Source organism: Fictibacillus sp. UD (genome assembly GCF_043558025.1).
GTDB lineage: Bacteria > Bacillota > Bacilli > Bacillales > Fictibacillaceae > Fictibacillus.
Map to the genome: position 1 here is coordinate 133,839 of NZ_JARUHH010000005.1, position 21,608 is coordinate 155,446.

General features: G+C 38.1%; 20 protein-coding genes. 18 read left to right on the forward strand and 2 right to left on the reverse strand.

The features are described 5' to 3' along the window. Positions 1 to 28 precede the first annotated feature (28 nt). The 3 genes from P8610_RS10495 (at position 29) to P8610_RS10505 (ending at position 1,976) form a co-directional block, all read left to right on the forward strand. Positions 29 to 862 carry an STAS domain-containing protein gene (locus P8610_RS10495; RefSeq protein ID WP_394604344.1) on the forward strand — a complete coding sequence of 278 codons (834 nt, stop codon included), beginning with the start codon at positions 29 to 31 and terminating at the stop codon, positions 860 to 862. 472 nt (positions 863 to 1,334) lie between these two features. Further along, complete coding sequence (locus tag P8610_RS10500; protein ID WP_394604466.1) at positions 1,335 to 1,409, forward strand: BBE domain-containing protein; 75 nt, start codon at positions 1,335 to 1,337, stop codon at positions 1,407 to 1,409. A 69-nt stretch (positions 1,410 to 1,478) separates the two neighbouring features. Then, complete coding sequence (locus P8610_RS10505) at positions 1,479 to 1,976, forward strand: M15 family metallopeptidase (protein ID WP_394604467.1); 498 nt, start codon at positions 1,479 to 1,481, stop codon at positions 1,974 to 1,976. A 207-nt stretch (positions 1,977 to 2,183) separates the two neighbouring features. On the opposite strand, the gene P8610_RS10510 is transcribed toward P8610_RS10505, so the two are convergent. After that, positions 2,184 to 3,845 (reverse strand): glutamine--tRNA ligase/YqeY domain fusion protein, encoded by a 1,662-nt coding sequence (locus tag P8610_RS10510; protein ID WP_394604345.1) that lies wholly within the window; start codon positions 3,843 to 3,845, stop codon positions 2,184 to 2,186. A gap of 126 nt (positions 3,846 to 3,971) precedes the next feature. Here P8610_RS10510 and P8610_RS10515 point away from each other — a divergent pair, with 126 nt between their 5' ends. The 13 genes from P8610_RS10515 to essA all read left to right on the forward strand — a co-directional run bounded on the left by P8610_RS10515 (position 3,972) and on the right by essA (position 19,427). After that, positions 3,972 to 4,910 carry a dipeptidase gene (locus P8610_RS10515; protein WP_394604346.1) on the forward strand — a complete coding sequence of 313 codons (939 nt, stop codon included), beginning with the start codon at positions 3,972 to 3,974 and terminating at the stop codon, positions 4,908 to 4,910. Between the two features lie 103 nt (positions 4,911 to 5,013). Next, complete coding sequence (locus P8610_RS10520; protein ID WP_394604347.1) at positions 5,014 to 5,691, forward strand: SIMPL domain-containing protein; 678 nt, start codon at positions 5,014 to 5,016, stop codon at positions 5,689 to 5,691. A 49-nt stretch (positions 5,692 to 5,740) separates the two neighbouring features. Further along, positions 5,741 to 6,070: an ArsR/SmtB family transcription factor gene (locus P8610_RS10525; protein WP_394604348.1), complete on the forward strand. Its 330-nt coding sequence runs from the start codon at positions 5,741 to 5,743 to the stop codon at positions 6,068 to 6,070. Between the two features lie 23 nt (positions 6,071 to 6,093). Continuing rightward, on the forward strand, positions 6,094 to 7,023 hold the full coding sequence (locus P8610_RS10530) for an ABC transporter ATP-binding protein (protein ID WP_394604349.1): 930 nt from the start codon (positions 6,094 to 6,096) through the stop codon (positions 7,021 to 7,023). Beyond that, positions 7,020 to 8,117, forward strand: coding sequence for an ABC transporter permease (locus tag P8610_RS10535; RefSeq protein ID WP_394604350.1), 1,098 nt, complete (start codon positions 7,020 to 7,022; stop codon positions 8,115 to 8,117). The genes P8610_RS10530 and P8610_RS10535 overlap by 4 nt, the downstream gene beginning before the upstream one ends. Before the next feature lie 27 nt (positions 8,118 to 8,144). After that, positions 8,145 to 8,567 carry a DUF6526 family protein gene (locus tag P8610_RS10540; protein WP_394604351.1) on the forward strand — a complete coding sequence of 141 codons (423 nt, stop codon included), beginning with the start codon at positions 8,145 to 8,147 and terminating at the stop codon, positions 8,565 to 8,567. Between the two features lie 95 nt (positions 8,568 to 8,662). Further along, a complete protein-coding gene (locus P8610_RS10545; RefSeq protein WP_394604352.1) occupies positions 8,663 to 9,286 on the forward strand; it encodes a hypothetical protein in 624 nt (207 codons plus the stop codon). A gap of 369 nt (positions 9,287 to 9,655) precedes the next feature. Continuing rightward, the gene (locus P8610_RS10550) at positions 9,656 to 9,949 is read left to right on the forward strand and encodes a WXG100 family type VII secretion target (protein ID WP_289497225.1); all 294 of its coding nucleotides are present in this window, start codon (positions 9,656 to 9,658) and stop codon (positions 9,947 to 9,949) included. 77 nt (positions 9,950 to 10,026) lie between these two features. Beyond that, a complete protein-coding gene (locus P8610_RS10555) occupies positions 10,027 to 10,266 on the forward strand; it encodes an EsaB/YukD family protein (protein ID WP_289497224.1) in 240 nt (79 codons plus the stop codon). 14 nt (positions 10,267 to 10,280) lie between these two features. Next, positions 10,281 to 11,597, forward strand: coding sequence for a type VII secretion protein EssB (gene essB, locus P8610_RS10560; protein ID WP_394604353.1), 1,317 nt, complete (start codon positions 10,281 to 10,283; stop codon positions 11,595 to 11,597). A 12-nt stretch (positions 11,598 to 11,609) separates the two neighbouring features. Continuing rightward, positions 11,610 to 16,091: a type VII secretion protein EssC gene (gene essC / locus P8610_RS10565; RefSeq protein WP_394604354.1), complete on the forward strand. Its 4,482-nt coding sequence runs from the start codon at positions 11,610 to 11,612 to the stop codon at positions 16,089 to 16,091. Next, complete coding sequence (gene esaA / locus P8610_RS10570; RefSeq protein ID WP_394604355.1) at positions 16,088 to 18,937, forward strand: type VII secretion protein EsaA; 2,850 nt, start codon at positions 16,088 to 16,090, stop codon at positions 18,935 to 18,937. The genes essC and esaA overlap by 4 nt, the downstream gene beginning before the upstream one ends. Before the next feature lie 13 nt (positions 18,938 to 18,950). Continuing rightward, positions 18,951 to 19,427 (forward strand): type VII secretion protein EssA, encoded by a 477-nt coding sequence (essA, locus tag P8610_RS10575; protein WP_394604356.1) that lies wholly within the window; start codon positions 18,951 to 18,953, stop codon positions 19,425 to 19,427. Between the two features lie 51 nt (positions 19,428 to 19,478). Here the strand turns inward: essA and P8610_RS10580 are convergent, their stop codons facing one another. Further along, entirely contained in the window at positions 19,479 to 20,441 is a 963-nt protein-coding gene (locus P8610_RS10580) for a LacI family DNA-binding transcriptional regulator (protein ID WP_394604357.1), read from the reverse strand. An 89-nt stretch (positions 20,442 to 20,530) separates the two neighbouring features. Here P8610_RS10580 and P8610_RS10585 point away from each other — a divergent pair, with 89 nt between their 5' ends. Both P8610_RS10585 and P8610_RS10590 read left to right on the forward strand, forming a co-directional pair. Further along, positions 20,531 to 20,692, forward strand: a complete 162-nt coding sequence (locus P8610_RS10585; protein ID WP_394604358.1) for a hypothetical protein — start codon at positions 20,531 to 20,533, stop codon at positions 20,690 to 20,692. Between the two features lie 141 nt (positions 20,693 to 20,833). After that, positions 20,834 to 21,595, forward strand: a complete 762-nt coding sequence (locus P8610_RS10590) for a threonine/serine exporter family protein (protein WP_394604359.1) — start codon at positions 20,834 to 20,836, stop codon at positions 21,593 to 21,595. Positions 21,596 to 21,608: the final 13 nt, after the last annotated feature.

Consider the following 21,608-nt stretch of genomic DNA (forward strand, 5'->3'; position numbering starts at 1 on the left):
AAGGATAGATGGGGAGAGTGGGAAAGAAATGCATAGAGATAAGGCGCTGCATTCTTTTTTAATTGAAAAAACATGGCAGCTGACGGAAGATTGGTACCGATCAATTGATAAATCACAGGCCACAGGGGTATATGCTTCCACTAATCCCGAAACAATTAAAACGCTTAAAGAGCAAAATCATGAATTTCATGTACATTTTTGTGAGGTATTTGTCACAGAAGAAAATAAATTCCTAAAAGATTTTGAAAAATGGGTGCTTATGATTGCTCAAGACGATGAGCACTTGAACACACCCGTTACAGTTATCATGAAAGAATTTTTCAATGTCCAAAAACAATACCTTCGTCTAATAAAAGAATTCGTTAGCCTTCATAAAGGAGAATACTCTCAAACCACTATTGATGCTTGGAACAACATCATCATAGAAACTTTTAATAAAATCGTCACGTGGTTTGTTGAGGAAAACCAAAAATACAGTCAGGAAAAATTAATTGCACAGCAAGAAATGATTAACGAATTAAGTTCACCAGTTATTGCACTTAATAATCATATGGGGCTGTTGCCGTTAATTGGGATCATTGATACGCAAAGAGCAAAGCTGATCGTGGAAAATACACTAGAACAGTGCACGGAAAAAGAAATTACGCATCTGTTCATCGATCTTTCTGGTGTCTTGATTATTGATACGATGGTGGCTCAGCAAATCTTCTCACTTATCGAAACACTAGGCCTAATTGGAGTGAAGTGTACGTTATCTGGAATTCGACCAGAAATTGCTTTAACTGCAGTTCAGCTAGGTCTATCCTTTGAAAAAGTTTCAATTAAATCGAGTTTGGCTCAAGCGATTGGTTCACAACAATAAAAAATGAATGTCAAAAAACCAGGGAAACCTGGTTTTTTGTATTGTTTGGCATGTGTTCAAGCTTCCTTCTCATAAACTGCAGTGTATGTCAGTTACTTAAGAGGGTGTTGAAGTTTGATAACTTTAAAGGATTAACGGGGGAAATTATAAAGAGTATGACCGAGAAGAAATAGAGACGATCGTAAACCTTGTGAGAAAGCCTGCAAAATGTTCGGTCTATGCAGCACTTACTGTGTAATCAATGGGTGGATAGATTCGAAAGATGAGCAAAACAGATACCGCTTTTTATTATTGAAAAGCGCATTATATCTTAGGTATCCAATCCGTATGGGAAGATCCACTTGTTGCCAAAGAAAATAAAAAATGGGTAGAGAAAAGATTTAGGTATTTAGAGACAATCACAAAAGGTTCTTTTGTAAACTTTCCATATAGCGATCTAAAAAATTATCAAAAAGCGTATTATTGAAGAAATATTGAGAGACTTCAAAGAGTAAATGAAAAGTATGACCCGAGAAGCGTATTTTCTTTTCCGCAATCCATTCGTTGAGATAAACTAGAAGTAGAGATTTGTATAAAAAGGAGTTTTTTTTTGAAGATATTGAAGTTTCTACTTTTCATGGCTGTACTTGCTTCTATCTACTATTTGATAACACTGGAATGGAAAAAGAGAAATACACCATTGCCGACAGAAATGCATCCGATTGTGGCTGAAAATAGAGATATACTTATTCAAAGAGCTGCTGCAAAAGGAATTAACATTGTGATTACAGATGATTTTCGTTCTGCGGAAGAGCAGGATCGATTATATGCTCAAGGACGAACAGAAGAAGGAACAATCGTTACTCATGTTGAGGGTGGAGAATCTTATCATAATTATGGTTTAGCCATAGATTTCGCCTTAAAGTTGGATGACGGTACCGTTGTTTGGGACCTAGAACGGGATGATAATAAAAATGGGAAGTCCGATTGGATGGAAGTTGTCGCGATTGCGAAAGAACTTGGATTCGAGTGGGGTGGAGATTGGAATGGTTTCAAGGATTATCCACACTTAGAGATGGATTTCGGGCTGAGTATTCGTGAGTTGCAGTACGGTGAGAGACCGCCAGAACAATAAAAGATCCAATAAGTTTGTACGGCGTGTTTGTCGAAAAGCCTATAAATCGTTTTGAAGGCCCATAAACCATTTTTAAGGGCCTATAAAAATTTTTGAAGGCCTATAAATTTATTTGAAGGCCTATAAATTCATTTTAAGGGCCTAGAAACATATGCAAACACAAAAAAAGAAGGGTCTCCACAGCTGGGAACCCTTCTTTAATTCTAATTAAAGCTTAAATGAACTCTTCAGTGATACAATCTCGTTAAACACAATTTTGTCGTCAGTCGTATGCTTTGGATCGACGTTGAAATAGCCGTGGCGGAAGAACTGGAACTTGTCTTGAGGTTTCGCGTCCTTCATGTTGGCTTCAATAAATCCTTGTTTTACGATAAGAGAGTCTTTGTTCACATAATCCAAGAACGTTTTGCCTTCGCTATCTTCTTCGTTTTCCATATCTGCATCTGAAATGAGCGGCTGGTACATACGGAACTCAGCTGGTACGGCTTGTGTTGCTTCAACCCAGTGTAGTGTTCCTTTTACTTTACGGCCTGTAAATCCAGTGCCTGACTTCGTTTCTACATCGTACGTGCAATGAAGTTCAACCACATTGCCGTTTTCATCTTTTATAAAATCTTCGCATTTAATGAAGTAAGCATGCTTTAAGCGAACTTCGTTGCCAGGGAAGAGTCGGAAGTACTTTTTCGGAGGGTCCTCCATAAAGTCTTCACGCTCGATATAAATTTCACGAGAAAACGGAATCTGACGTGAGCCCATTTCTGGATTCTCTGGATTGATCTCTGCATCTAGCATCTCAACTTGTCCTTCAGGATAGTTTGTGATCACTACTTTTAACGGATCAACAATACCCATCGTACGAGGTGCTTTCACTTTTAGATCTTCACGGATAAAGTGCTCAAGCATCGCCGTGTCGGTTACACCAGAACCTTTTGAAACACCAGCTGCTTTTACAAACTCAACGATTGAGTCAGGCGTATAGCCTTTACGGCGTAAACCAGAGATCGTCGGCATGCGTGGATCATCCCATCCGTCCACATAGCCTTCGTCTACAAGCTGCTTCAGTTTACGTTTGCTCATTACCGTGTTCGTTAGTCCTAGGCGACCGAACTCAATTTGCTGTGGCTGGCTTTCCATCTCACACTCTTCCACAACCCAGTTGTATAGAGGACGCTGGTCTTCAAACTCAGTTGTACAAAGGGAGTGAGTAACGCCTTCAATCGCATCCTCGATCGGGTGTGCGAATGCATACATTGGATAGATGCACCACGCATCACCTGTATTATGGTGGGTTGCATGAGAGACACGATAAATAACAGGGTCGCGTAAGTTAATATTAGGTGAACTCATGTCAATCTTTGCACGAAGTACTTTTTGTCCGTTCTCGAACTCGCCTTTACGCATACGATCAAAAAGATCTATGTTCTCTTCAACAGAACGATTGCGGTAAGGACTTTCTTTACCTGGTTCTGTCAATGTACCGCGGTACTCACGGATTTCGTCTGCAGTTAGGTCATCCACATATGCTTTTTCTTTTTTAATTAAAAGAACGGCACGAGCGTACATTTCTTCAAAATAATCAGAAGCAAAGCGTAGGTTCTCCCATTCAAATCCTAGCCACTCAACGTCTTTTTTAATTGCATCAACGTACTCTTGATCTTCCTTCAATGGGTTAGTATCATCAAAGCGCAGATTGGTTTCTCCGCCAAACTCATCCGCAAGTCCGAAGTTGATTACAATTGATTTTGCATGTCCAATATGAAGATATCCATTAGGTTCTGGAGGGAAACGAGTAACGATTTTCTTGTGTTTTCCGGATTCCAGATCGTTTTGGATGATTGTTTTAATAAAATTAGAAGAACTATTCTCCATCCCGTATCAAGCCTTTCCTTATATGTAAACTAAGATATACTTTACATTATAACAAAAATAAATTTCAACTAAACGTATTCTTTTGGGGTTAAGGAGATTATTTAACAAAGAAATGGTGGGATCAACATGAATGTCATTGACTTGCATTGCGATGCATTATTAAAAATATGGGAAACGGACGGTAAGCTGCGTTATGCAGATGCACCACAGCTTGCTACAAATAAAGAGCGACTAAAAAAGGGAAAAGTGAACGTTCAGTTTTTCGCTATTTTTATAGAGCCGTTTATTCCGAGCGATCAAAAATTTCAGTCTGCACTTCAGCAAGTGGATTATTTTTATAAGGAAGTCCTCGGTAAAAACCCAGAGATGAAGCATTTGAAAAATTGGTCTGATTTTCATACCTTAAAAGATGGAGAAATCGGGGCGGTGTTAACGCTTGAAGGAGTGGACGCAATTGGTGATGATCTTACAAAGTTAAGCATATTGCACCAACTTGGCGTCCTATTGATTGGACTTACATGGAATCACGCGAATCTCGCGGCAGACGGGGCACAGGAACCTCGTGGAGCAGGACTTACGGTGTTTGGTAAAGAGGTTGTGAAGTTCAATAACAAGCATCAAATTCTAACAGATGTTTCCCATTTATGTGATCGTGCCTTCTGGGACGTTATGGACATTGCCAAATATCCTTTAGCAAGCCATTCTAATTCACGTGCTCTATGTGATCATCCGAGGAACTTAACGGATGAAATGGCGAAAGAGATGTTCGGTAAAGGAGGAGTGGTGCATGTTGTTTATAACCCTCCATTTACTAAAAGCGAGTGCTCGTCCAGCATCTCTGATCTCATTAAACACATCGACCATTTCTGTGGACTTGGCGGTGTGAAGCAGATTGGTCTAGGCTCGGATTTTGATGGAATCTCGCAACTTATTACGGACTTAGAAGACGCATCCAAAACCCAAAACTTAATAAATGAACTGTTGAAACATTATTCAGAGGAAGAAGTACGAGGATTTGCTCACCAAAACTTCTTAAACTATCTTCCAAAACCAACAGATAAATAACAAGAGAAAGCATTTGACGCAAACGTGTCAGATGCTTTTTCTTCTTTTTATATAGGTGTACGCATAGCTTTTATGGAATAGAAAAGTGAAGGGGGATTCTTGCGTGTATTACCCTGGATATCAAAATACCATGAGTGAACATTTGTATCGGCAAGCAAAGACAAACCGCATGACTGTAACAGGGGAGGGAACTGTGTCAGCAACACCTGATCAAGCCATCATTACAATAGGAGTCATTAATGAAGGTCAAAATCTAAGTGCAGCGCAAAAAGAGAATGCAGATAAAACAGCTGCTGTCATACAAGGGATGCTGTCCCTCGGCATTTCTCAAAGTGACATTCAAACGTCTAGTTATCGTATCGACCCTCAATATAACTATGAAAATGGCCAGCAAATATTTAGAGGGTATCGTGTAGAGCATCAACTGCAGGTAACAGTAAAAGATATTCGTAAGACAGGTCAGGTGATTGACACAGCTGTTGCAAGCGGTGCTAATTCAGTTTCTTCTATACAGTTCACCGTTTCCAACCCCGACGCTTTTTATAACCAGGCGTTAACATTGGCGATACAAAATGCTCAGCAAAAAGCGATTACGATGGCAAGATCATTTGGTGTAACACTGCAGCCTGTTCCGGTTGTCGTACAAGAAATATCTCAACAGCTGCCGCCAAGACCAGTTCCATTTCAAGCGGCTATGCTGGCACAAAGTGCTGAAACTCCCATACAGCCGGGTGAGAATAGAATTACTGCCACTGTGAAAGTCGAATATACGTATAGCTAGGACAGGTATAAATTGACAGATATGTGACGCGCGCTTTATACTTAACCAAATGGTTAAATATAAAGCGGATAATTTAAATGATGTATTTTCTGTTCTGTCTGATCCTACGAGAAGAAGTATCATCGAGCAGCTATCAAATGGGGAGAGGAGTGTTCAAGAGTTAGCGGAACCTTTTGATATGTCGCTGCCTGCCATCTCTAAGCATTTAAAAGTATTAGAGAGTGCAGGTCTTGTCACGCACCGAAAAGAAGGGCGTTATCGCTACTACTCGATACAGCCAGAGGCAATGGACGGAGCTTGTGAATGGATGGAGACACTTAAACAGCTATGGACAAGATTTGAAGAAATGTTTTGTTGCAGCAAAAATAAAAAACAGTGAAGTGTATGTTTGGAGAGTGAAAAATGGAAACACAGCAAGAAATTATAAAGGTTGAAAGACTTGTGAAACGATATGGAGACTTTACTGCAGTAGATGGCAGTGAGTTTTCCGTACATAATGGTGAAGTATTCGGACTGCTCGGACCTAATGGAGCGGGGAAAACGACTACGCTTGAGATGCTGGTTGGACTACGGAAGCCTGATGAAGGAACAGCGATCGTTGGTGGTTTTGATATTACAAGAGAGCTTGATCAAGTGAAAGAAGTCATTGGCGTACAGCTTCAATCTACCACTCTTTTTGAGCTGTTAACGGTAGACGAAATCCTTCATCTCTACGGAAGTTTTTATCGTGAACATATCTCAATTCCTGAATTAATTGATGACATGCTTTTAACAGAAAAAAAGAATAGCAGAATCAAAGGGTTGTCTGGAGGACAGAAACAGCGGCTGGCCATTGCACTTGCACTTGTGCACGATCCTCAAATCATATTCTTAGACGAACCGACAACTGGGCTTGATCCACAGGCACGCCGTACTTTGTGGGATATTATATTGCACTTAAAAGACAGAGGGAAAACGGTTGTGCTGACGACTCATTATATGGATGAAGCACATGTGCTATGTGACCGCATCGCAATCATGGATCAAGGAAAGCTTATTGCGCTGGACACGCCTAGTGAACTCGTTAAAAATCTCCAGTCTGACAGTGCTGTTGAATTCCGGTTTAACGAAGATGAAGTGGATGTGAATTTGTCAGAGGTTGACGGGGTGAAGCAAGTGGGGAGTCAGAAAGATGTTCATGTTTTGTATACGGATGACTTGCAGAAGACGTTAACAAGTTTAATAGCTTTAGCTTCTGAAAAAGAACTTAAACTCGTAGACTTACAAACGAGAACAGCAACTCTTGAAGATGTATTTATCCATATGACAGGAAGAAGGTTAAGAGAAGGATGAGATCATACTATTTACTAACACTGGCTCAGCTTCGAATCTTCCTCAGAAACCGTCAAGTCCTGTTCTGGACACTCGCTTTTCCTATCGTTTTGATGGTGATGTTAGGTTCGTTCTTGGGAAATGGCAGCGGTGTATCAATCACGTCAGCTGTTGTAGATCAAGACCAAAGTGAACAGTCCAAGAACTTGATAGAAGAATTTAAAAAGACTGAAGTTGTGTCGATAGAAGATAATTTTAATGAAAAAGACGCATTAGATAAGCTGAAAAAAGGGGATTTAACGTTAGTTATTACCATTCCAAAAGGTTATGGAGAAAGTCTTTTGGCTGAAAATAAGGCAGAACCATTTAAACTGCCAATCTATTATAATGAAACGAACATGGCAATGTCACAGGTCGGACTTCAGCTCGTTAATAATACGGTTGATTCAATCAGTAAAAAACAGGTGAATTATCAGCCGGTTGTGGTTACAGAATCTAAAGGCGTAGAAGCGCTAAATCTGCGTTACATCGACTTCCTTGTACCTGGTATTGTGGCAATGATGATCATGAGCAATAACATGAACGGTGTTGCAGGTCAGATATCTTCCTGGCGTGAACGGGGGATCCTCCGCCGAATGCAAGGTACGACGCTTAAAGCATCTACATTTATTGCCGCACAGATTACAGCTCGTTTCATGCTGAACGGTTTACAGGCGATGATTGTACTCGCTGTAGCCTGGCTTGCATTTGGCATTGAAGTCAGAGGTTCATGGCTTACCGTTATCGCGTTCGTTACGCTGGGAACGTTAGCGTTTATGGCGATCGGATTTATTATTGCCGGTATTGCAAAAACGCCTGAGAGTGCAGGACCGATCGCGGGATTCTTGTCTTTCCCAATGCTGTTTCTAGGTGGCGTATTCTTTCCGATAAGAGACATGCCTGAATTCCTGCAGCCAATCGTACAGATTTTGCCGATTGCTCATTTAAGTCATGCATTGCGTGAAACCATGAACGTTGGAGCTTCTTTATTTGATCTTGGCATGGAAGCAATGATTTTAGGAGGATGGCTGATCGGAGCATTTATTGTAGCGAGCTTTACCTTTAAGTGGGAGTAAATTGTTGAAAAGAAAGAGGAGAACTATATGAATACACAAAATTATAAAAATCATGCACGTATGCATCCAATCTATCACTATGTATTGTCATTGCTAGTGCTTGGGGGATTAATTGCGAGTATTGTTTATTTGTTTAAAGCGGAGGATATGTTCTTAGCCGTAATTTTATTGGTCATGTCATGCGGTCTGCTAGTTACGTTTGCTTTATTGCGACTGTACCCGCTAAAAGCTCAGGATCGTGCTATTCGTGCAGAAGAGAACCTGCGTTATTATGTGCTGACAGGGAAACTTCTACATGCAGGTCTTACACCCGGGCAGATTGTGGCGCTGCGTTTTGCACCTGATGAGGAATTTCCGAGCTTAGCTGAAAAAGCAGCGGCAGAGAACATGAAGCCAAAAGAGATCAAACAAGCAATTACGAACTGGAAAGCGGATCATAATAGAATCTAATTGGAAGCCTGCAGAAGTTTTTTTACTTTTGCAGGCTTTTGTGTAGGGTAAGCGTTTAGGTAAGTGAGTTTATTGGTTTGAAAGGAAGATGAATTATGGCTAAGAAAAAAATATTAGTGAGAGATACTGATCCAGTCATCTACAGGATAACAGGGTATCTACCGATTATTGTGATTATAATTGGTTGGCTGTTTTTTCTCTACGACAAACGTAAAGTAAATGAATATCTTAACGATTTATTTCTAAGTTGGGAAGAGATCATCATCTACACGATGTACATACTAGAAATGCTAGGAATGGCCATAACGCTGTACTTTATTATTATGCTTATATTTAAAAGCAGAAATATGCTTTACTTCAGTCCTGTTCCATTTTCTCTATTAATTCTTTCATTACTTACTCTTCCAAGTCTCCTGCTTTCAGCTGTTATCTATAGTTTTGTCATGGATAACGCAAAAGTAATCTGGATCCTTTTGTTAACCATTCTACCGATTTTAATGATATTTATATACAAAAAAATGCCGGCCTTAATCTGGTTAATTATTGCTGCCTTAACGGGATTTATTATAATGACCCTGCCTTTATTTATACGGGAAACACTCGCATACCACATAACTGATTATCGACCATATAGAAATCTCCTAGCATCTAATTGCATGTTCTATTTCAGTTTGTTGATATCTTTTTTTGTGATAAGGGAGTACGTTGAGAAAAAATGAAGTAAGCCTAGTGGAGAGGAGAATAGAAAGCGCATGGGATTATCCATGCGCTTTATTTTATTTAGGCTGTATTTTCGCAAGCAAAATAGCCCAAAAACAATCTTTAAAACACTTTAGTAAATTTACAGTCTATGAAAAATAGTAAAAGGATCAAAAGACTACAGACTTAGGAATAAAGGATGAGATGTTCTTAATAAATCTTTTAAAAACATTTTCAGTAAGCAAAAAGTATCGTAAATTTTCAAATTTATGGTTTCGTAATTTCCATAAAAGGGCAAATATAGGTGTATTTATCCAAATGGACTTTCGGGACAACCGACCTTTATAGGTCGTTGTTTATAAAAATAAAATCACAAGGGAGAGAAGAAGATGTCAGGTATTATTCGCGTTACACCCGCAGAGCTTGTCGATATGTCAGGCCGATATTCAAATGAAAGCAGTCAGGTGGGAGATCAGATTTCAAGATTGAATGCCATGATTAGTCAATTAGAAGGAATGTGGGAAGGGGAGGCAAGCAGAGCTTTCAGCCAGCAATACGAATCATTAAAGCCATCGTTTCTTCAAATGCAACAGCTTCTCGAAGACATCTCTACACAATTAAACAATACTTCTAGAGCTCTTGAAGACGCTGATAACCAAATCGCAAGCCAAATTAGAGGGTAGCTTCACTATTTAAGTCATGTTTTATAGGAGCGCCTTCAACACTATAGGCGCTCTTCACTTTTTGAGGTGATTATTTTATGTACATTGAAGTTACGGTGGATCTAAAAAATTATACGGGAGAAACGTTTGATCTTCGTTTATCAAACTTTCATTCTGTCAAAAAAGTAGTTGATATCGTATGGCAGACAAAACAGATTCATGTTCCGCCTAGAGATGGCTTCTGGGTGCGTGTCCCAAATAAAAATATAGTGCTTTCCGGCAATCAAAAGCTGCTGGAGCACGGAATAATGACAGGTGACCGTTTTGAAATCCTTTGAGGGGGGGCTAAGCAATGACTGAAAAAAATCAAACCTACTTGGAACAAAGTTTAGAATCCCAGATAAGCAGAGATGAGGATTCTATTACTTTTGCGTTTCAAAAAGAAAAAATAAAACTAGATGATGTTATAGAAATTGATTTGTTGAAGGAACTTGATTCTGACATTCAAAGGTCTATTTTATTAGAAGATGATGAACTAAAAATTAACATTCACCCTCATGCCCGTTATCGATTTTTTCCCGAGTTAAAAAGTAAAAATGAAAGAAGTAAATGGATGTTTGCTTTTCAGCTCGTTAAAAAAGTAAAGGAACATGCGCTAACGCGTTTGCACCTTGTGGTCTGTCCAGAAAACATCGTCTTTGATCAAAGTTTAACACCTTCCTTTCTTCATTATGGAGTAAAAGAGAGCATACCTCCTTATGAGGCCGACTATGAGAGAGTTTGGAAAGAACTGAAAGCAACTGTTGCCTTCGTAGTTGATGGTAAATTTGCATTTCAGGATTATCTAAAGCTTCATGAAACGTTAGAGTTATCTTCTGTCGCTAAAGAAGTTATAGAAGCCGAAAATATTGATGCACTTATACAACTGATTCAAAAGAAATTAGACGAACTAGATGAGAAAGATAAATTGATTTTAACTATTCCTCAGAAGAAGTGGAGAATCACTCGATATGCAGCGTTAGGTTTATTAATCTGCTTTATCCCTGCTCTCATCTATACTCTGTACTCCTTGTTTTTTCTACAGCCAAGACAGGAAGCGTTTGTTAGTAGCAATGAACATTTTCTTGGGAAGGAATACAGTGATGTCGTTGAGGTCATGTCCGATTATGAAGTAGAAGATATGCCTAATGTCGTTCAATATCAGCTTGCCTCATCTTACATAATCAATGAATCGCTGACTGAAGAGCAAAAAGGAAATATACAGAACACTGTTACTTTACAATCTGATCCTTTTTATTTTCAATACTGGATTCATATTGGAAGAGGAAACGCTAAGGAAGCACTGGATATCGCTCGGTCGTTAGAGGATCAAGATCTTATTATGTTCGCTCTCATTAAATATCGTGAAGAATTAAAGTCTGATGATGAATTGAGCAGTGAGGAAAAACAGCAAAAAATAAAAGAAGTACAAGCAGAAATCGATGAATATCTTCAGGAACAAGAAGCGTTGAAAGAAGAAGAAGCTCGAGTAGAAGAGGAAGAAAGGCTTGCGCAAGAGCAGGAAGAAAAAGAGCAAGAAGCTGAAGAACAAAAGGCAAGAGAGGAAGCAGCCTCTGCTGAAAAGGAGAAGAATCCTACAGCTGTGCCTAAACCAGCAACTGCAAACTAGAGGGGGTGAAGTATGAACAAACTATGGGTATTTCATGAAAAAACTTACCAACACATACATCTAAAAAAAGACTCTTCTCGTTCACTTACAATTGGCCCTGCCATTCAAGATACAGTCACTGTTTTAAACTTTCCTTTTAGTAAAGGATCTTTAACGATAAAGCAAGATGGAGAGAAACTCGAAATTCTTCAAAGCGGCATAAATATCGGTTACGTTTCGGAGAACGCTCCATACGATTTCTCTGATGGCACCCAAACATTATCACTTTATTTGACACCGGATATAGTACACCAAGAAACCTTTTATCTTGGGTTTAACAAAGAATATACGTTCGCAGCAACAAATATTCATGCACACGTTATTCATCATTCAAAGGATCTTGTATCAGAAGAAGAATCTTTTGTATTAATAAGAGCAAGAGAAAGATGGATGATCTCGCCTAAGAGTGATCAAGTGTATTTGAATGGCCATAAAATAACAGGATTGACTTCTTTTGAGGTGGGAGATCTATTATTCTGGCCATTTATGTCTCTTAAATTAATAGAAAAAGATTTGCTGCAGATCTCAAGTCAGGAAGAATTCACCTCAAAACTGCCCATTGCCAACAAACCTGTTTCTGAAATGAGCAAGAAATATCCCAACTACCGAAGAACGCCCAGGATGGTATTTGAACTTCCAAAGGATAAGGTCACGTTGTCTTTCCCATCTCAGGAAGGAGAAAATCCAAATAAGGGACTTTGGTTAATTATTATGCCTCCTCTTTTAATGATGATCGTTATGGGGATTGTAGCCATCATACAGCCTAGAGGAATCTTTATCATCATTTCGATGGTGATGTTTGCTACTACACTTGTCACTTCTTCAGTGCAGTATTTTAAAGAGCGAGGGAATTTTAAAAAACGAAAAATTAAACGTAAAAAAGTATACAGCTTATATCTAGATAATAAACGGAAAGAACTTGAAGAATTAGCAGATAAGCAAAGAAAAGTACTTCACTATCATTATCCCTCTTTTGAGCAGATGAAATATTATACAGAGCAGATATCAGATCGTATTTGGGAGCGAACATCAGAAAGCCATGACTTTCTCCAGATTAGAATTGGAACGGGTAACGTCCCTTCAAGCTATACTCTTTCTTTAAACAGTGGAGATATGGCGAACAGGGAAATCGACCATTTATTAGAACAGTCGCAAAAAATGGAAAAGGTTTATAAAGAAGTTAAGAATGTCCCAATCACTGTTAATTTATCAACTGGTGCAATGGGACTTATCGGAAAAGAATCGATTATGAAAAGTGAACTTCATCAGCTCATAGGGCAATTAGCTTTTTTCCATAGCTATCATGACGTTCGTTTTATTTTCATTTTTAATGAAAAAGATTATAGCGATTGGGAGTGGCTGAAATGGCTTCCACATTTTCAACTTCCAAATTCACATGCTAAAGGGCTTATTTATAACGAGCAGACAAGGGACCAATTATTGTCCTCTGTTTATGAAATAATCCGAGAACGTGACTTAGAAGCAGGTGATGGAAAAGAGAAAATAAGATTTTCACCTCATTTGGTATTTATCATTTTAGATCAGCAGATAATGACTGAGCACGTATTGCTCGAATATTTAGAAGGAGAATTCTCACATCTGGGTATATCGGTGATTTTTGCTGCTGAAACAAAAGAGAGCCTGAGTGACAACATACACACGCTTGTCCGATACATAAATGACTCAACAGGCGACATCTTGATCGAGGATAAGAAAGCAGTTCAAATTCAGTTTAAACTTGATCATCATAATGGGGAAGGAAACGAAAGATACGCTCGAACCTTAAGAACATTAAATCATCTTGTAGGAATGACAAACTCTATTCCAAACAGTGTATCTTTTTTAGAACTTTTTGGAGCTAAAGAAGTAGTCGATCTTCCAATTGAACATAATTGGACGACAAGAGAGTCTTCTAAATCATTAGCCGTACCGATCGGGTTAAAAGGCAAAGAGGATATTGTAGAGCTGAATCTGCACGAAAAAGCTCATGGACCACATGGACTGTTAGCGGGTACGACGGGATCTGGTAAAAGTGAGTTCTTACAAACGTACATTTTGTCTCTAGCTGTAAATTTCCATCCCTATGAAGTCGCCTTCTTACTCATTGACTATAAAGGTGGGGGAATGGCACAACCATTTAAAAACATGCCTCATCTTTTAGGTACGATTACGAATATTGAAGGAAGCCGTAACTTTACTGCAAGAGCACTAGCTTCTATAAAAAGTGAATTGAAAAGAAGACAGCGGCTTTTTGACAAATATCAAGTCAATCACATAAATGAATATACAAGCCTTTATAAGCGCGGAGAATCATATGAGCCAATGCCGCATTTATTCCTGATTTCTGATGAGTTTGCCGAGTTGAAAAGTGAAGAACCGGAATTCATTAAAGAATTGGTAAGTGCTGCAAGGATCGGAAGAAGTTTAGGTGTTCATCTTATACTTGCTACACAAAAACCTGGCGGAGTAATCGATGACCAAATTTGGAGTAATGCCCGTTTCAAGATTGCACTGAAGGTTCAAGATGCGGCCGACAGCAGAGAAATAATAAAAAATGCTGATGCATCTTCTATCACTATAACAGGCAGAGGATATCTCCAAGTCGGTAACAATGAAGTCTACGAATTATTCCAATCTGCATGGAGCGGTGCACCATATTTGGAGGAAACAATCGAAAATGAAGATGAAGTAGCACTTGTAACAGATTTAGGTCTTATTCCCTTATCGGAAGTAACGTCAAACGCTAAAAATAAAAAAGAAACTGAAGCAGAGATTGACGTTATCGTCGACCGGATTGAAGAATTGCAGAAGACACTGGGAATTAAAAAGCTAAATAGTCCGTGGCTCCCTCCATTAAACAGTCGTTTAATCCATCTAAACGAGTTTGAAGAAAAAGATCACGAAGTCTATTTAGGAATGGTAGATGAACCAGAAAAACAGTCACAAACACCTTACATATACCGCTTAATGGATGATGGGAACATCGGTATCTTCGGTTCATCTGGCTATGGAAAGTCACATTCCGTTATGACGCTCTTATTATCAATGGCATCCAAGCTAAGTCCGGAAGAGATTCACTATTATCTTTTTGATTTTGGTAACGGGTCTCTATTGCCGCTAAGGCAGCTTCCTCATACGGCTGATTATTTTTTAATGGATGAAGAGAGAAAAATTGAAAAGTTTATGAGGTTCTTAAAAGATGAGATTGCCGATCGAAAACAACAATTCCAAAAAAGCGAAGTAAGCAGCATTAAGATGTATAACTCTCTTAATAAAGAGAAACTGCCAATTCTTTTTATTACAATCGATAACTTCGATCTTGTAAAAGAAGAGATGCAGGACCTGGAGATGCAGATGACACAATTTGCACGTGATGGACAAACCCTAGGAATCTATATGATTTTTACTGCTACAAGGATTAACGCGATCAGGCAGTCTCTAATGAATAACCTGAAGACGAAAATTGTGCATTATTTAATGGACCAATCAGAATCTTACACTGTACTTGGAAAGGTTCCTTTTTCACCAGAACCCATACCAGGAAGAGCAATCATTAAACGAGAAGAAGCTTATTTCTCACAAATTTATTTGCCCGCTCGTGGAGAAGACGATTACGAACTACTAGAAAATATGAAAAAAGATATTCAAGGAATCGCTGATAAGTATTCAACTAGTGCAACTCCTCAACCGATTCCAATGCTCCCTTCTGAACTAACGATGGTGAACTTCACTCAATATACAAAAGGGAACCAAAGGTCAGGTATACTACCAATCGGGCTTGATGAAGAGTTTGTGCAGCCTGTTCATATGAACTTTCTTAAAAATAAACATTGCGTCATTGTAGGACAGACTCAAAAAGGAAAAACAAATGCGTTAAGAGTCATGTTAAATACCATTCTTCTTCAAGAAACTGAAAAAATAGGTATGTTTGATTCAGTTGACCGCGGCCTTTCTAATTATGCTGGAGAAGAAAAAGTAGATTATCTTGAAACGAAAGAACATATTTCAGCGTGGCTTGATGAATCTGAAGAGATATTTAAACAAAGAGAGCGCGAGTACTTAGATGCATTATCAAGAGGAACTATATCGGAACAGCCGTTTACACCATTATATTTTGTGATCGATGGCTATTCTAGGTTCATTCAAACAACTGATAGTATGATTCAGGACCGCTTATCGAAATACATGAAAAATTATAGCCATCTTGGATTTAATGTCATTGTCTCAGGTAATAACAATGAAATTACAAAAGGATTTGATCTGTTTACAAACGAGGTAAAACAAATACGCCAAGCGCTCGTGTTGATGAAGAAATCTGAACAAAGTCTATATACCTTGCCTTATAACAGAAAAGAAGAAGATATTCATGCAGGTTTCGGTTATTACGTAGAAAATGGCAAAGAAACAAAAATACAAATTCCTCTAAGTGTAATTGAAAGGAAGATCTACACATGACGAACTCATGGAAATATAGGATAAAGATGTTTCTTGCGATAGCTATTATTCTAGTGTTTCCCCAGCTCTTTATGCACTTCATTGGGGATAATCCCATGCAGGCAAAAGCAAACGGCACCCGATCAATAGCCATTGTAAACGAAGATCTTGGTTCAGAAGAGGAAGAGAATCCACTTCAATTAGGCAGGGAAGTACCTGCTATTTTGGAAGATGGATCAGAGTATAAGTGGACCGTAATCAGCAGAAGTGCGGCAGATCGCGGCTTAAAAAGTAATAAATATGATGCCGTTGTCTACATTCCATCTAACTTTACGTCTAATATTCTAACCTATAATGAGGCTCAGCCGACTAAAGCTGACTTTCAATATACGGTTCAATCACAGCTTACTGCCGTTAATAAAGAAAAGATATTACGAGAGTTGGACTTTGCTGGTAATCGGTTAAACAAACAGATGACATCATTATATTGGAACTACGTTTCTCAAGACATGGAGGATGTCAGAAAAGAATTTGATCGTATTCTTGAGAAAGAGATTGAATTTCAAACGACGATGATTAGTTTTTATAAGCCTAGTTCTGGTGAACTTGCTGCGGAACTTCAAAGACAGAAAGATATGCTTGTGCAACTTCAGTCTAGTATGAAGCAGGCGGATGAGACATCCCCAAAACGAGCAGGGAATTTAGAACAGTTTGAACAAACGCTCTCATCTTTTGTTCAATATGTTGAAGTATATAAAGAGTACCAGGGGAATCAGCAAAAATTACTAAGTGAAGCACAACAGCAAAATCTAATGTTCATTAATACAGGTAAAGAGAGTTTTGCAGCTAGACAAAGTGAATCTAGACAAGTTTTTAGTGAGCAGGGCGATAAATTTATAGCTAATATGTCGGGGATTAACGAATTGTTGGAAGGGAACAACCAATCTATTTCAATTTTAAATGATGAACGTTATAAACAAGTAGATCGGCAAAAAAGTGAAATGGCCACCATTCATAATGACATCATAGATGCTTATATTCAGCAACAGCAACAAACAGAACTCCTTCAGTTAGAAGGAGAAATCAGTAGAGTACGTGCAGGGATAGGTGGGGGAGGATCGGGTGAAGGTGGAGAATCAGAAAATCCAGGGAATCCAACAAACCCAGATATACCTATAGATACAGGAACCCCAATATCACCAAGCTTTGAAGAGGAACTAAATAAGCTTACTGAAATTAGTGAGCAATCTCTTCAAATTATTAATGTACTACAATCACTTCCAGAACCTAGAGATCCAATAATAATTAAATCTATTGAAGATTTAACAAATCTATCCAATCGATTAAATGAAGTAAAAGAAAGAATAAAAAATAAAGGGAATCAGGATGGCTGGAAAATAGAATATGATAAATTACTTCAGGCCTATGAATCTCTATTATTAAACCGGAATGAGATTTTAGAGGTGAATAAGAAACTAGTAGAATCAAACAACAATCTAATGAATGCAAATAAAAAATTAAAAGAAAACAACTCCAAATTATTTGAAGAAATTCGTGCTAAGGAGTTGGTTCTTTTAGATCTTAATAAGAATTTAAATCCTGCAATATTTACTCCTGCTTTAGTAGACGGGAAGTTAGACGGTGTACTTTCTTATTATGGGTTATTAACCAAATACGAGTCTGTACTTAAGAGATCTGGTGCTTCAACGAAAGAAACAGTACTTGGAAATGCTGATCTAAACAATCGAGTACAACAGGCATTAAATGTGAGTGAGGATGAAAAAGAAAAATGGGATGAACTTCAAACTAAGTTTCCTGTTACTCAACAAGAAATGAAGGGTCTAGGGAATTCTTTTTCTACTTTTAAACAAGATTATCAAATAAGCCTAGATGAGCAGCAGCAAGAGTTGATGGGCAACATTGATTCAATTGAAGAAAGTGCAAACAATGTTTTAATGAAGCTTCAGGAAATACAATCTAATGAACCATTACCAACTGGTGAAGGTTCACAATTAATTACAAATCAGCAAAGCATTAATCAAGAGGTAGCAATGATTAATGATCTAATGGCATCAATAGGGGAAAGACAAGCTTCTGTTGTAAATTACACAGGTGAACTACAAGGAAGAGTTAACAGTGTTCAAAAAGATGCAACCGTGTTAAATGAAAAATGGACCACAAATGTTGAATCTACAAAACTAGTACGAGATGATGTATTCAATGTACTCGGGAACACGTATTTAGATGGTCAAAGTAACGGTTACGTTTATGAATATCTAGCGAATCCGTTAAAAGTGACGGGTAATAATCCACAGCTGGAATCTGAAGCTGTGAAAGCTGTTCCGCCAGTGGTTATTCTGATCGTAATCTTAATTAGTGGTTTACTAATCGGCTATTTCAGTCATTATTTCAGTCCACTTCCGTTTTTAGTGAAAAACTCTATTTTCGGACTATTAAACTTAATCGTGGGACTAGTTATTAGTTTGTTTGGACTAGAAATATACTCGTTATCTAATACAAACTCCATACAGTTTTCCATCTTTACTATTCTGTTGTTAACGGCTGCATCAACACTTGTACGTTCAGCCTTTAATATAGGATCATTTGTTGGATGGATGGCTAGTATTGGTCTAATCTTATTCTTTGTCAGTCCTTTACTTGCGTTAGCTGCACCTAACTTCCAATATGAGGACCCGATGTCTGCGGTCTACATGTCTATTCAATATGGAGCGGATAATGATTATCGAATAGGTTGTTTCTTCTTAATAGGCCTCATTGCTATTCTGTCATTGATTCCGTATGCTGTTCACTTATGGAGAAAGCCTCCTAAGAAAAATAATACGGATCAGGCCCATGAAGCTTATTAAGCAGATTTTAATATTGTCAGTTGTTTTCCTGATCTTCTTAGGACCTAAGTCTGCTTTTGCCGGTAAAAGTATTAATGAACTAACTCCAAACCAGTATGAAAAAAATAATAATAAAGAAGATGCTGTTTTGAAGGACTCACTAACAGATATAAAACAACGATTGCCAGAAGAACAAAAAGCTTTAACGTTTACCAAGGACGCGGAAAACAAGTTTGAAGATGTAAAAGATGGACTTTTCTCTCAAACAGTCACGTCCATCAATAATAACATTACTTCTAAAGCTAAAAAGATGAGTCTTTTTTCTACAGAGAAAGAAGATATCCTATCCATATCCGCAGACAATGAGAATAAACAAAGCTTGAGTGATTCCGTTATATCAATATCTATGATTTATATGATATTAATTGTGCTTGGTATCCTAGTAATGGTGGTATTACTCATGACTGGAACAAGAAGAAACTCAAGAAATGAAGGAAACCTTCTTCAATAACAAAAAGCTAGTTCTTAAGGTCATATAACCTTTAAAGAACTAGCTTTTTTATTAGACTGTCTTTCTTTCAATCAAACGCACCTGTATTTCCTCATGTGAAACTTCATCGCCGTTTAATGCTTGATTAAAGAGCTTCTCTCCTACAAGTGTAAGAGGGATTTCTAATGTTGTGATGTGCATCACTTTTGAAATGGGCTGGTTGTCAAAGCTCATAATGGCAAGCTCTTGTGGAACCAGTATGTTTTGATCTTTGCAGCTTGCTAAGATTCCTGCAGCTACTTGGTCACTTGTAACGAGTAACGCAGTAGGACGGTACTTCATCTGTGATAACTCTTCTACAATCTTATATCCATCTTCAACGTTAAAACTGCCTGAAAAAACAAAACTAGGTTCATAAAGTAATTCGTGTTTTGCTAAAAAACCTTTATACGCAGCATCTCTTTGGCTGCTATTCGTTCCTGATTGACGTCCTATCGTGTAACCAATCTTTTTATGCCCTTTCCTGTACAGGTAATCAAGGGCTATATTGAAGCTTTTATAATGATCAACAAATGTGGAAGAAACATTTTTATTCCTTGAATCTTCACATAAAATAATGGGGCCATATTCTGAATACTCCTCAATGACTTTCCACTCACAAATTCTTGAACAGATGACTAGGGCGTCAATTAGTTTATCTTCTAGCATCTTTAAGGCTTCTATCTCTTTATTTTTTTCATAGTTGGTCTGAATCAAAACGAGTTTGTAGTTGTGAGCCAAAGCTGCGTTTGCTATTCCCTCTATTAAAAGTCCAAAGTATGGGTGGTTTGAAAAAGGAACAACTACTCCGACTAAAAATGTTTTCCCTGTACTTAAATGAACGGCATTGATGTTTCGATGATAGTTGTATTTCTTCATTGCTTCTTTAACAGCCGAGACTTTTTCAGCACTAACATAAGGCTGGTTGTTGATTACACGGGACACGGTGGTAACGGAAACTCCAGCCATTTTAGCAATATCTCTTATATTAGCCATGCGTTCACCTGCTTTTAGAAAAAGTTTTTCTTGCTTTGAAACGCGTTTCATACCATACGCTTTGCGTAAGAAGATAAGGAGGGAAAATTATGTTGATTTTTTCAGGAATTATAAGTCTGATCGTTATGTGCCTTTCTATAGTCATTTTTTCTTCGTTTCCCGTTTCTTTGCATGAAAAAAGCGGATCTAAAAAATTGAGAACAGAAAAAAAGGATCCATTCAGTTACTTATTTGAGGTTTATGGTGACTAATCCATAGCTCAATTGTAGTAACATCTGTAAACTTGTTCAACTCCATTGCCGAAAATAGATACAATCAGTTAAACTGTAAAAATATTAACTATCCGTTTTTGGATAGAATGATGGTAAGTAATTAATTGGAGAGTATGCTTAATGGAAATGGAGAACCAAGAAACTTATGACATAATGGCCGTTTGTCTATTAGCGGGCAAGATTATGCTGCAAAGTGGAGCGGAGACATATCGTGTAGAAGATACAATGATGCGCATTGCGGCTTCTTTTGGTGCTTATCAATCGCATCCTTATGTAACACCAACAGGTATACTTTTTTCAGTCGAAGGTTTAGAGCCTACAAAAACAAAGCTTATTCGAATTGTGGAACGTACAACAGACTTAGAGAAAGTAGCCCAGGTTAACGGAATATCGCGAAAAATAAGTGCTGGGGAATACACAATCGAAGAAGCGTACAAAGAACTTAAGAAAATTAGTGAATCAGGATCTCCTTATTCACTCTGGATTCATGTGTTAGCTGCAGCCATTTCTTCAGGGTGTTTCTTAATCATGTTTCAGGGGGATTGGGGAGACTTTGTCCCTGCTTTTATTACAGGGGGATTAGGTTTCTTATCTCTTTTGTATTTTCATCAGCTCGTTCCTATTAAATTTTTCTCAGAGTTTTCTGCTTCACTATTAATTGGCCTGCAGGCACACTTGTTTGTCTCAACAGGAATTGGCGGAGAACTTGATAAAATCATTATAGGTTCAGTAATGCCGCTTGTACCTGGATTACTCATAACAAATGCTGTTCGTGATTTGATGGCTGGACACCTCATCTCGGGACTGGCTAAAGGCGCAGATGCATTTTTAACAGCATTTGCAATTGGAGCAGGAATCGCAGTTATGTTTTCATTTTTTTAAGGAGGAGCGTTTT